Raw genomic sequence first — 11,805 nt, forward strand, 5'->3', positions numbered from 1 at the left:
TATCTTTTTGATTAAATGAAAGGGTCAAAATGCGCACATGTCCACCATCTGTCACGTGTGCAACATTGGGTGTTGGCGGTTGACCCGCATTTGACTGTCGTAGCGCGCTTCGACCCTAACAGCCTCATCGAAGCGGCAATTGCCACCGGGATAACGCGCTTCTTGCTCTGGAGCGGCTCCATGACGGCGGCGACCTGGAAAATGGTTCAACCGTGAACCGCAACCCGTCATCAACACATGGAGTCAGAGCTGATGTCACGCCGGATTTCTATCACGATCGTCCTCATCGCACTTGCAGGGCTTTTGGGATTTGGGGCCTGGAGCGTGCTGTTCAAGCCCTCCGATCTGCCGCCCGATGGATTTTCTCGAGGCAATGGCAGGATCGAAGCCGATCTCATCGACATATCGCCGCGGCTGGCCGGGCGCATTGCCGAGGTCCGGGTACGGGAAGGCGACCTGGTGGCAAAAGGAGACACATTGGCTGTGATGGACACGGCTGAACTGCGCGCTCAATTCGCTCGTGCAGCGGCGGCCGTTGCCAGTGCCGAAGCCGCGGTCGGCGTTGCCCAGGCTCGCGTTGCGGAAGCCCAGGCGCGGCTGGCGTTAGCCAAGGGCGAGCAGGCACGTGCGGAAACATTGAGTACGCGTGATGTCATCTCGCGGTCGAACCTGGAAATCCGTCAAACTGAAACCCAGCTAGCCGAAGCGGGACTTGCCGCCACCCAGGCGACGCTTCGCGCCCAGGAGCGGTCTGTAGAAGCCGAAGCGGCTACCCGAGACGAGATCGCGGCACGGATCGCGGATGCCACACTTTATGCCGATGGGCCGGCACGGGTGCTCTATCGGCTCGCACAGGTAGGCGAGATCGTCGGAAGCGGCGGCAAGATCCTGACGCTGGTCAGCCTCGAAAATGTGTACATGGAATTCTTCCTGCCTGCCTCCGATGCCCCACGGGTCAGGATCGGCGATGAAGCCAGGATTGTCGCGGATATCATGCCCGACCTGTCAATACCGGCCAGCGTCGTATTCGTTTCGCCCCAGGCACAATTCACGCCCAAGCAAGTCGAGACACTCAGCGAACGTGAAAATCTGATGTTCCGCATCCGCGTGCGCATTCCCTCTGAGTTGGTGATGGCGCGAATTGAACAGGTAAAAACGGGCGTGCGTGGTGTCGCATGGGTGCGTCTGGCGGGCGCGGATGGCAGTTTGCCCAAGTGGCCAGAGGCGTTGACTCCACCGTTAGCTGACCTCACCTCAGTCAGCGAAGCGGATCAGCCATGAAGACGCCGCCCGAACCCGTAGCCCGGCTGGAGCATGTGCACCACCGCTATGGAGCGGTTGCGGCTCTAAAAGAGGTATCGCTATCGATATCTGCAGCGCGGATGGTAGGGCTTATAGGGCCGGATGGCGTCGGGAAATCCACGCTCATGGGGCTGATTGCCGGCGCCAAGCGATTGCAGGCAGGCAGCGTCACCTGCCTTGGCGGCAGCATGGATGATGCCCGTCACCGCGCGGCAATGGGGGGACGTATCGCCTATATGCCGCAAGGGCTTGGACGAAACCTCTACCACGACCTGTCCGTGCGCGAGAATCTCGATTTTTTCGGGAAGCTTTTTGAACTGAACCGATCAGAACGCGCTAACCGCATTGAGAGGCTAACCCGCGCAACAGGATTGCATCCGTTTCTCGACCGCCCCGCTGCCAAGCTTTCGGGGGGCATGAAGCAGAAGCTCGGCCTGTGTTCTGCACTGATTCATGATCCGGATTTCCTGCTGCTGGATGAACCGACAACCGGCGTCGATCCACTTTCCCGGCGCCAGTTCTGGGATCTGATCGACACGATCCGGGCAGAGCGGCCGCAAATGAGCGTGCTTGTTTCAACGGCTTATATGGAGGAAGCCGCACGGTTCGATCATCTGGTAGCAATGGACGCCGGTTGCGTGCTGGCCTCGGCCAGCCCTGCAACCCTGATGGCACAGACTGGAACCAATTCGGTGGATGAGGCCTATGTTCGGCTCTTATCGAGCACGGAAGCAGAGAGCAAAGCCAGAACGACCAGTCAACCTTTACCGGACAGTCCAAATCCGGAAACGAAAGAAATTGCAATTCGGGCGCAGGGGCTGACCCGCCGCTTCGGTAGCTTCACCGCAGTGGATTCAGTGAACTTCGAAATCACACGTGGTGAAATCTTCGGCTTTCTCGGATCCAATGGATGCGGAAAGACCACGACGATGAAGATGCTGACCGGCCTTTTGCCGGCGAGCGAAGGCGAGGCCTGGATTTTCGGCCGGCCTATTGACGCCCAGGGAATGGACGCGCGCCGACGCGTCGGTTTCATGTCTCAATCCTTCTCGCTTTATGGCGAGTTGAGCGTGCGCGAAAATCTGCTTTTGCATGCGCGGCTGTTTCATCTCGGCCGAGAACTGACCGACAAACGCCTGGCTGACCTGGTGCCTCGCTTTGGGCTGCGTGAATATCTGGATCAGCGAGCGGGTGACTTGCCTCTGGGTTTGCGCCAACGTCTTTCACTCGCTGTTGCGGTAATCCACGCACCAGAAATCCTGATCCTCGACGAACCAACGTCGGGCGTCGATCCGCAGGCGCGAGACGACTTCTGGCGGCTGCTGCTGGATTTGTCACGTAATGACCGGGTGACAATCTTCATTTCGACGCATTTCATGGACGAGGCGATGCGTTGCGATCGCATCTCGCTTATGCATGCCGGAAGGGTTCTGGTTACGGACACCCCAGCCGGAATAGTCGAAAGCAGCGGTGCGGCGTCGCTGGAAGACGCATTCGTCGACTATATCGCGGCTGAACTTCCACCAGAGGCAGACGCCACCACAACCTTAGCCTCCAGCTCGGACAATATTGGTGATGCCTCCGGATTCAGCTTGCGCCGGCTCCTGGCCTTTACTGCGCGCGAGACGATGCAGGTGCGGCGCGATCCGGTCAGGCTGGCCTTCGCCTTTCTGGGAAGCGCGCTCCTGTTGTTGATCATGTCGTTCGGCATCTCGCAGGAGGTGCGCGATATTCCATTTGCTGCGCTCGATCATGATCAAACCCCTGAAAGCCGGGCCTATCTCTCGACTTTCGAAGCCTCAAACTGGTTCGAGGTTCATGCGCCTATTCGTGATGCGCTGTCGATGGAAGAGCGGCTTTCCCGCGGTGAGTTGTCCTTGGCGCTAGAGATACCACCTGGCTTCGGGGCGGATCTGCGCCGTGGCAGCAAGGTAGACGTGGCTGCCATGATCGATGGTGCGGACACTGGGCGTGCCGGCACCATTGAAAGCTATGTGACAGGCGCACATATGGCGGCCTCGACCGATACGGCGAACGGGCTGCCTGTAACGAACCGCCCGCCCGTAGTGCAATTGAGCCCCCGCTTCAGCTATAATCCGACGATGGAGAGCCTGCCCTCGATCGGGCCGTCGATCCCGCCTCTCCTGCTCCTGCTTTTCCCTGCAATCCTGATGGCTGTCAGTGTGGCACGGGAAAAGGAGATCGGCACGATCACGAACTTCTACGTCACGCCCACTGGTCGAGCCGAATTCCTGATCGGCAAACAGCTTGTCTATATCGGCATCACGCTCATGAACTTTGCGATCCTGACCGCACTCGTCGTGCTGGTTTTGGGCGTCCCGCTTCGTGGCAACCCGATGGTCCTGCTTCTGGCGACACTTGTTTATGCTATTGCGGCGACAGGGTTTGGGTTGATGGTGTCGATGATGTCATCGACCCAGGTTACCGCAGTCTTTGCCAGTACCGTCTTGTCGGTCATGCCGACCCTGCAGTTTTCGGGAATGCTGACGCCGGTGTCATCGCTTGATGGACCCGCTCGTCTCCTCGGCAGCTTTTGGCCCACAACCTGGTATATGGCGATCAGCGTCGGCAGCTATACCAAGGCGCTTGGTCTTGTCGATCTGAGCGGGGCTATGATGCGCCTGGCGGTCTTTGGCCCTCTTTTTACCGGTATCGCAATCGCACTCTTGCGCAAGCAGGAGCGTTAAGATGGAACGGCTCTCCAATGTCTTCTGGTTGATCGGCAAGGAGCTGAAGAGTGTCTTGGGCGATCCGGTGATGGTCGTGCTGATCCTGTGGTCGTTCGTCGTAGCCGTCATGCTTGAGGCCAGTGGAGCAGGCGACACGGTGCGCAATGCATCCATCGCGATTGTTGACGAGGATCACTCGCCCCTGACCCGGCAGATTTCATCCGCTTTGATACCGCCCTGGTTTCAGGAGCCGATTTTCCTGTCCGCAAACCGGGCCTCTGCCGCAATGGATCGCGGGGAGATCATGTTCATTCTGACCTTTCCTCCCGATTTTGCGGCGGATACGATTCTGGGCAAGGGACCGGTCGTCCAACTGCTTGCCGACGCCACGGCGGTCTCGCAAGCGCAGCTCGGTACAGATTACATCCGCAACATTGTTCAGGAAGAGAGCGTCGCTTTTTTATCAGGTACTCCTGAGGCGCCGCCTGAAGACTTGCAGCTGGAACTGCGCCGCGCCTTCAACCCGAATGGCAATCCGGTCTGGTTCAAATCGATGTCTTCGCTGCTGAATCAGTTATCGCTTCTGACGATTGCGCTGACTGGCGCAGCGATGTTGCGAGAGCGCGAGCATGGAACCATCGAGCACCTGATGGTGATGCCTCTTACTCCCGCCGAGGTAGCCTTGTCGAAGGTTCTCGCGACAATGATCGTAGTGCTTGTGGCCTTTATCGGCTCACTGCTCTTTGTCGTGCAAGGACTGCTGAATGTGCCTGTAGCCGGATCGGCGCCGCTGCTGGTGGGAGGGGCTGCGGTGTATCTTTGGGCAGCTGCCGCCATCGGGATGCTTCTGGGCACTCTCGCACGCAGCATGGCGCAATTCGCGCTTCTCGTCATCATGGTCATCATTCCGGTGATTATGCTTTCAGGTGGAATGGGCGCAGTGGAAAGTCAGCCGGAGCTGGTGCAGCGGCTGACACTGGCGCTCCCATCGCGCCACTTCCTTGCTTTTGCCAAAGCCGTCGCCTTTCGCGGTGCAGGGATCGGAACAGTCTGGCCTCAACTTCTGCTGATGGCCGGACTCGGCGCAGCGTTCTTCGCAGCCAGCCTGATGCTCTTTCGACGTTCGCTGAGCGTCTCCAACTAGGAAGATTCCACACCGTTTCCCTCTTGCAAGGCATCGTTTCGCCTGATAGGTAGTGAGTAATTACTATCTTTGAGGTTTTCAATGATCGCCCGACCGACCTATCTTTCAGCGGAGGAGCGGCGTGAAATGACGGTTGAGACCGTCGTCGATCTCGCCGCAGAACAAAACCCTGCAGATATTACAACCGATGCTATCGCCAAGCGGATGGGCGTGACCCAGGGCGCCTTGTTTCGGCACTTCTCGTCGAAGGACGCCATTCTCCAGGCGGTCATGGAATGGGTTTCCGAGCGCTTGCTCGCACGCATCGATAAGGCGACCTCGATTGCCGCTTCTCCGCTTGAAGCCATTGAGGCTGCGTTCATGGCTCATATCCATTTTATCGCGGAGCATCCTGGCGTACCGCGGATGTTGTTTGAAGAATTGCAGCGCACCGAACAGACCCTGGCCAAACGCATGGCGCGGACCTTGCTCCAGGTTTATGGCGACCGCCTTGGCCGCCTTTTTATGGATGGCAAGAGACGTGGCCAGTTGCCGGCTTCGCTGGATGAGAAGGCGGCGGCCACCCTCTTCGTCGGCATGATCCAAGGCCTTGCAATGCAATCGCACATCGAGGGTGACGTCAAACGTATCCGTGAAAGTGCGCCGGGGGTGTTCGCATTGTATCGCCGCTCAATCGAGGCTGCAAAATGATCCATTCGCGGCAAACAGGCGTATCTCCCATGCAATCTCTGGAAGCCATGTTCGCGGCCGACGTCAATTTTGTTGCGAACCATCCGAATATCCCGCGGCTGTTGCTCAACGCGCTGGGGCGAACGACGAAGTCTCCGTTGAAGCTGATGATGGCGACATTCATCCAACGGTACGAGCAGCGACTTTCCAGTGTGATAGCAGAAGCCCAGCAGTGCGGTGAAATCCGAGCCACCCTGGACAGGGAAACCGCCGCCCACCTGTTTATTGCGACGATCCAGCATTTGGTGTTCAGGGCGCTGATCAGAGATGAGCTTGATGAAATCCGTGAGGCAGCGCCTGCAGCGTTCGCCTCGTATCGTGCCTGTGTGGAGACTACCCGGTGAAACTTCCCTCTATGCAGCGTCGCACACTGATGCTCCTGGCAGTCTCAATCCCGATCGCCGCTACGTTCGGTTATGTCGTCCTGCGATCGGGGCCGCTGGCGCCGGTCGCCGTCATGACTGCAACCGCCGAAACTCGGGCAATTTCGCCTGCGCTCTTTGGTATCGGCACGGTTGAAGCTCGCTTTTCCTACAAGATCGGCCCCATCATCGCTGGCCGCATCGGTCAGATCCACGTCGATGTGGGGGAGAAGGTTCGAGCCGGGCAGGTCCTGGCGGAAATGGACCCGGTGGATCTCGACGAGCGCATCGCCGCTCTCGATGCCGCCATCCGCCGCGCCGAGGCATCGATAAAGGCAGCCGAAGCGCAAGTAGAAGATGCTTCGGTACGCAAGGATTACGCCGATACGCAGGAGAGGCGCTACGATGCACTTTGGAAGAGCCGTACCGTCAGTGAGGTCGCTGTCGAGACAAAACGGCAGGACAGTCAGGTAGCGCTCGCCGCTTTCTCGGCCGCCCAATCGAACCTCGTTGCTGCACAGCAGGATCTGCAGCGCAATCGCGCTGACCGTGACGGGTTGATCAAGCAACGGGAAAACCTGGTCCTGTGCGCACCGGTTGATGGCGTGATTGCTGCCCGCAATGCGGAGCCCGGAACGACCATGGTCGCCGGTCAGGCAGTTATCGAAATGATCGACCCGAAGAACCTGTGGGTCAATGCCCGGTTCGATCAGATCGCAGCAACCGGCCTGCGTAGAGACCTTCCGGCTCAGATCGCGTTACGGTCTCATAGCGGGGCGAGTATTCCTGGAAAAGTAACGCGCGTGGAGGTGCTCGCCGACGTAGTTACGGAAGAAAATCTGGCCAAGGTAGAGTTCGAAACCTTGCCCGAACCGTTGCCGCCAATCGGAGAACTGGCCGAAGTAACAATTGTCCTGCCTGAGCTTCCCGCGTTGCCTGTGATCCCGAACGCCGCCGTTCAAGCCGTCGATGGCAAAGCCGGTGTCTGGAAAATTGAGAACGGCAAGGTTCACTTTGTTCCCGTCCGGGTCGGAGCTTCCGATCTGGACGGAGATGTTCAGGTGATGGACGGCCTGCTGGTCGGTGATGAGATCGTCGTTCACAGCGCCTCGCGGCTGACGAGCACGAGCCGCATTCACATCACGGACAAATCCGCGGAGCTTCTCAAATGATCAGCCTTGCGGGTCGCGACATACTGCATTCATGGGGCAAGTTCGTCTTCACCGGAATCGGCCTTGGCCTGCTGATCGGTGTCACCTTCACCATGGCGGGCGTCTATCGGGGCATGGTCGACGACGGCAAGGTGCTGCTCGATAACAGCGGTGCCGATATGTGGGTCGTCCAGCAGAATACACTCGGCCCCTACGCCGAATCCTCGAGCATCAACGACGACATTTATCGGATGATCCTGACGACCCCAGGCGTCGAACGGGTTGCCAACGTCACCTATCTGACGATGCAGGTCCGAAAAGGAAACACCGACGTTCGGGCGATGGTGGTCGGTATTGCGCCGGGAAATATTACAACTCCCGGCTGGCCGCCGTTTCTTGTCGCCGGGCGTCAGATCACGCGCGGTCACTATGAAGCCGTTGCGGATGCCGCGACCGGCTTTGCGCTCGGAGACACCATCGTCATCCGGCGCAACCATTACAAAGTCGTCGGCCTTACCCGACGAGCAGTATCGTCAAGTGGCGACCCGATGGTTTTCATTCCGCTGAAGGATGCCCAGGAAGCACAATTCGTCAAGGATAACGATTCCATTGTCCGCCAGCGCCGGCGCACCAGCGAGAACCCCGAGTTCAACCGGCCCGGGGTGCCAGGCTTGCTGGAAGCCGTGATCGCTTCGCAAAACAGCAACCCTTATGTGAATGCCGTTCTGGTGCGAATCAAACCTGGTTACGACCCCGGAAAGATTGCGACCGATATCGCAAGATGGAAGAGGCTGACGGTCTATACGCGCCCGCAGATGGAAGAAATCCTGATTGGCAAGCTGATTGCCACTTCGGCCAAGCAGATCGGCATGTTCCTCGCCATCCTGGCGATCGTCAGTGCCGCTATCGTTGCCTTCATTATCTACACGCTCACCATGGACAAGATCCGCGAGATCGCCGTGCTGAAACTGATCGGCACTCGCAATCGCACCATCGCATCCATGATCCTGCAGCAGGCCATCGTGCTCGGCCTGATCGGCTTCGTGGTCGGCAAGATCACGGCAACCTTTGCCGCACCTCTGTTCCCGAAGTTTGTTTTGCTTCTGTCCGAAGACACGATGATCGGACTCGTCGCCGTGATCATCATCTGCGCGCTCGCCAGCGTCGTCGCCATTCGTATGGCGCTCAAGATCGATCCCGCCGTGGCGATTGGTGGTTAAGATGAGTAGCAGCGGAATCCTCATCGAAGGTATCAGGAAACGGTATGGCAGTGGCGACACCGCGGTCGATGCGCTGAAAGATGTCAATATGCAGGTCGCCCCCGGCGAAGTGGTCGGCCTCGTTGGCCCCTCTGGCTCCGGCAAGAGCACCCTGCTCAAAGCCTTGGGCGCCGTCATCGACCCAACCGGCGGCCGTATGACCCTCGGCGACGAGGCGATCTATGACGATGGATGGAAGATCCGTGATCTTCGTGCGTTGAGGCGCGACAAGATCGGCTTCGTCTTCCAGGCGCCGTATCTCATCCCGTTTCTGGACGTGACCGACAACGTCGCGTTGCTGCCGATGCTGGCGGGTGTTCCCAATAATGATTCCCGGCGACGGGCACGCGATCTCCTGAAGGCCCTCGACGTCGAGCATCGCGCCGCGGCCATGCCCTCGCAGCTTTCCGGCGGAGAACAGCAGCGGGTCGCGATCGCGCGCGGGCTGGTTAACAGGCCGCCGGTCATCCTTGCCGACGAGCCGACCGCGCCCCTTGACAGCGTGCGTGCACTTGCCGTGATCCGTATCCTCAACGATATGGCCGTCAAATTTGGAACTGCCATTATCGTCGTCACGCACGATGAGAAGATCATCCCCACCTTCAAGCGCATTTACCACATCCGGGATGGCGTGACCCATGAAGAAGCAGGAGAGGGACGTGGCTTTGACTGACCAGACGACCAAACACCATTGCCGACATCTCTCCTTATCAGCAACGAGGACTCGCAAAGCCAGCGCTTCATCTTTTCGCAAGACGAGTTTTGTCATGCTCATGGCTGCCGCCGCGATACTATCGCCAGCAGGGGCTTCCGCGGAGACGATCACCGGCGCGCTTTCCAAGGCTTATCGCAACAACTCCCAGCTCAACTCGGCACGCGCCGGCGTCAGGGTTACTGACGAAGATGTCGCCATAGCAAAGTCTGGCTACCGCCCCACGATCACCGGAACGAGCAGCATCGACTACACTGAAATCCGGCGCAGCAACGATTCCACCCGTCTCACTTCTGGTAGCTTTGGCGTGCAGATCAACCAGACCCTGTTTGACGGCTTCCAGACCAGGAGCAACGTTGCGGCGGCCGAAGCGCGTGTTCGCGCTTCGGTGGAAAGCTTGCGCAACACGGAGGAAAATATCCTTTTCAGTGGGGCTCAAGCCTACATGAATGTGATCCATGACCGACAGGTCATGGCGCTCACGCAGCAAAATCTGGAATTCCTGAAAGAACAGGCTCGCTCAGCACGCGCCCGGAAGGAAGTTGGTGAAGCTACCGGGACTGATGTGGCGCAGGCTGATGCTGCGCGCTCAGGCGCCGAAGGACAACTCAGCGCCGCACGTGCTCAATCTCGCGCCAGCGCCGCCGCCTATCGCCAGGTGATCGGTGAAGAACCGGGGGCATTGAAAGCAGCTTCACCTCTGTCAAAGCTGTTGCCGCCCAATCTGGACGCAGCTGTCGCCATCGCCACCAAGGAACATCCGGCTATCCTTGCCACCAGTCATCTGGTCGATGCAGCTGCCTCTAGCGTGAAGTCGGCAGAGGGTACGCTGTTGCCGTCGGTCACGGCCTCAGCCGGCGTTTTGCGTAGCTATCTCAATACGTCGCCGACCGACCTAAACTATTCGGACGGCTACTCAAACTCGGCCAATATCGGCGTTACCCTCTCGATCCCGATCTATCAAGGCGGCCGGGCTACGGCACAAGTACGGAAATCGAAGGAATCTCTTGGGCAGGCGCGAATTGAGGTCGATGTCAGCCGCGACCAGGTGCGCCAGGCCATAACTGCCGCCTGGACTTCCTATGCTGCGGCCAAGGAAGGTGTGATCGCCAATCGCGCCTTGGTCGATGCCGCGCAATTGGCACTGGCTGGTGTTATTGAAGAGCGCAATGTCGGCCAGCGCACCACCCTGGATGTTCTCAATGCGCAAGCCGATGTCATCAATGCCAGGATCGATATTGCCGGTGCTGAACGCGACCTTGTGCTGGCGAGCTATGCAATCCTGCAAGCGATGGGTCGACTCTCGATAGAGCGGCTCGGCCTGAATGTGACCAGATACGAGCCCAAAGACCATTACAACGCCGTCAAGGACAAATGGTACGGCCTGCGCGCTCCTGATCGGTAGCGCACACCAAGCCCCTATCCCGATTCAAACCTCAGGAGCAGATGAATGGAGAAGCCAGAAAGAAATCGGCGTGGAGACAGGCAAGAGATAAAGTTCTTGTTGTCGCTGTCATTAGTTGCGTTCGCCTCCGCCGCGATAGTTTCCGCGACGCCGTCTCCGGGCAAGGCGGACGATGGGTCTGCGATCCACAAGGTCACAGATGGACGTCCATGGAAAATTACCATGGAGAATGGCCGCGTCGGAACCCTCGTGCTTTTCCAGAACGGCACCGGCAAGATGACCGGCGGACCCATGGATTTGTCCCCGAAATGGAAACCGACCGCAGACGGGTTGTGCCTCAAGCCAGGAGCGCTGCTTCCCGAACGATGCGTGAAACTGGTCCGAACCGGAAATGGCTATCTCGGCATGAACGGCGACAAACAGGCCTTCAAACTGGAGCGATAATCGCACCTTTTTGAGATGAGATCGGGAGGAGAAATCAGGATGTCGGTCTGGGTGTCAAAGCCAGCCATCAAAGTGCTTGGCGGGATAGCAATCCTGTTCGGGATCGTAACGCTTATTTCCGGGGGAAGTGCGCTTTTTGTATTGCATGAGATCGCAGAGCCCGCAGCAAAGATCGTACCGTTTGTATTGTATTTTAACTTTGCCGCGGGCTTCGCATATATTGTTACCGGAGCAGGATTGATCCTGCTCCGCCCATGGTCGCCCGCATTTGCTGCGGCCATTGCGTTAGTAACCAGTGTCGTCTTTGCTGGTCTTGGCGCCTGGATACTGGCGGGCAATGCCTATGAGGTGCGAACTGTCGTTGCCATGAGTCTGCGAGCGGCGTTCTGGTGGAGCGTCAGCGCCGTTTCCATCGTTGGAAGCCGCTCACGAGCAGCGCCGCAAACGGAACGCAATGGTCTGTCGTCCGGTCGTTCCAGTCATAATGACCAGCCTGATATTCGCCAGGCCAACGACAATCAGACTGCTGATGAATAGTCTCTTTAAGTTCGCCACGACCGCAGCGTTGCGGTGGACGATTGGGCTCGCCGTAGCCGTTGGACTGTCG

The 11,805-nt window shown here is 58.5% G+C and carries 11 protein-coding genes; all 11 read left to right on the top strand.

The features are described 5' to 3' along the window. Positions 1-252 precede the first annotated feature (252 nt). Entirely contained in the window at positions 253-1,281 is a 1,029-nt protein-coding gene (locus ABID44_RS11515) for an HlyD family secretion protein (protein WP_240578814.1), read from the top strand. Beyond that, positions 1,278-4,010 (top strand): ribosome-associated ATPase/putative transporter RbbA, encoded by a 2,733-nt coding sequence (rbbA, locus tag ABID44_RS11520; RefSeq protein WP_354151861.1) that lies wholly within the window; start codon positions 1,278-1,280, stop codon positions 4,008-4,010. Before ABID44_RS11515 ends, rbbA begins: the two co-directional genes overlap by 4 nt. 1 nt (position 4,011) lies before the next feature. Continuing rightward, positions 4,012-5,136 carry an ABC transporter permease gene (locus tag ABID44_RS11525; RefSeq protein WP_354151862.1) on the top strand — a complete coding sequence of 375 codons (1,125 nt, stop codon included), beginning with the start codon at positions 4,012-4,014 and terminating at the stop codon, positions 5,134-5,136. An 81-nt stretch (positions 5,137-5,217) separates the two neighbouring features. Beyond that, positions 5,218-5,826 (top strand): TetR/AcrR family transcriptional regulator, encoded by a 609-nt coding sequence (locus tag ABID44_RS11530; protein WP_354151863.1) that lies wholly within the window; start codon positions 5,218-5,220, stop codon positions 5,824-5,826. 29 nt (positions 5,827-5,855) lie between these two features. Beyond that, on the top strand, positions 5,856-6,209 hold the full coding sequence (locus ABID44_RS11535; RefSeq protein WP_354151864.1) for a TetR family transcriptional regulator C-terminal domain-containing protein: 354 nt from the start codon (positions 5,856-5,858) through the stop codon (positions 6,207-6,209). Continuing rightward, positions 6,206-7,399 (top strand): efflux RND transporter periplasmic adaptor subunit, encoded by a 1,194-nt coding sequence (locus ABID44_RS11540; RefSeq protein ID WP_378226825.1) that lies wholly within the window; start codon positions 6,206-6,208, stop codon positions 7,397-7,399. The genes ABID44_RS11535 and ABID44_RS11540 overlap by 4 nt, the downstream gene beginning before the upstream one ends. Further along, on the top strand, positions 7,396-8,598 hold the full coding sequence (locus tag ABID44_RS11545) for an ABC transporter permease (RefSeq protein WP_240578808.1): 1,203 nt from the start codon (positions 7,396-7,398) through the stop codon (positions 8,596-8,598). Before ABID44_RS11540 ends, ABID44_RS11545 begins: the two co-directional genes overlap by 4 nt. A 1-nt stretch (position 8,599) precedes the next feature. Further along, entirely contained in the window at positions 8,600-9,310 is a 711-nt protein-coding gene (locus tag ABID44_RS11550; RefSeq protein ID WP_240578807.1) for an ABC transporter ATP-binding protein, read from the top strand. A gap of 94 nt (positions 9,311-9,404) precedes the next feature. Continuing rightward, entirely contained in the window at positions 9,405-10,754 is a 1,350-nt protein-coding gene (locus ABID44_RS11555; protein WP_354151990.1) for a TolC family outer membrane protein, read from the top strand. Between the two features lie 45 nt (positions 10,755-10,799). Further along, positions 10,800-11,198 (top strand): hypothetical protein, encoded by a 399-nt coding sequence (locus ABID44_RS11560; protein ID WP_354151865.1) that lies wholly within the window; start codon positions 10,800-10,802, stop codon positions 11,196-11,198. A gap of 39 nt (positions 11,199-11,237) precedes the next feature. After that, entirely contained in the window at positions 11,238-11,735 is a 498-nt protein-coding gene (locus ABID44_RS11565; protein WP_354151866.1) for a hypothetical protein, read from the top strand. The last annotated feature ends 70 nt before the right edge of the window (positions 11,736-11,805 follow it).

The organism is Aquamicrobium ahrensii, assembly GCF_040545755.1.
GTDB lineage: Bacteria > Pseudomonadota > Alphaproteobacteria > Rhizobiales > Rhizobiaceae > Mesorhizobium > Mesorhizobium ahrensii.

What these genes read in the sequence shown, in the direction of transcription:
- ABID44_RS11515 (WP_240578814.1), top strand. Translation starts at nt 253, where the DNA reads ATGTCACGCCGGATTTCTATCACGATCGTCCTCATCGCACTTGCAGGG.
- rbbA (WP_354151861.1), top strand. Translation starts at nt 1,278, where the DNA reads ATGAAGACGCCGCCCGAACCCGTAGCCCGGCTGGAGCATGTGCACCAC.
- ABID44_RS11525 (WP_354151862.1), top strand. Translation starts at nt 4,012, where the DNA reads ATGGAACGGCTCTCCAATGTCTTCTGGTTGATCGGCAAGGAGCTGAAG.
- ABID44_RS11530 (WP_354151863.1), top strand. Translation starts at nt 5,218, where the DNA reads ATGATCGCCCGACCGACCTATCTTTCAGCGGAGGAGCGGCGTGAAATG.
- ABID44_RS11535 (WP_354151864.1), top strand. Translation starts at nt 5,856, where the DNA reads ATGCAATCTCTGGAAGCCATGTTCGCGGCCGACGTCAATTTTGTTGCG.
- ABID44_RS11545 (WP_240578808.1), top strand. Translation starts at nt 7,396, where the DNA reads ATGATCAGCCTTGCGGGTCGCGACATACTGCATTCATGGGGCAAGTTC.
- ABID44_RS11550 (WP_240578807.1), top strand. Translation starts at nt 8,600, where the DNA reads ATGAGTAGCAGCGGAATCCTCATCGAAGGTATCAGGAAACGGTATGGC.
- ABID44_RS11555 (WP_354151990.1), top strand. Translation starts at nt 9,405, where the DNA reads ATGCTCATGGCTGCCGCCGCGATACTATCGCCAGCAGGGGCTTCCGCG.
- ABID44_RS11560 (WP_354151865.1), top strand. Translation starts at nt 10,800, where the DNA reads ATGGAGAAGCCAGAAAGAAATCGGCGTGGAGACAGGCAAGAGATAAAG.
- ABID44_RS11565 (WP_354151866.1), top strand. Translation starts at nt 11,238, where the DNA reads ATGTCGGTCTGGGTGTCAAAGCCAGCCATCAAAGTGCTTGGCGGGATA.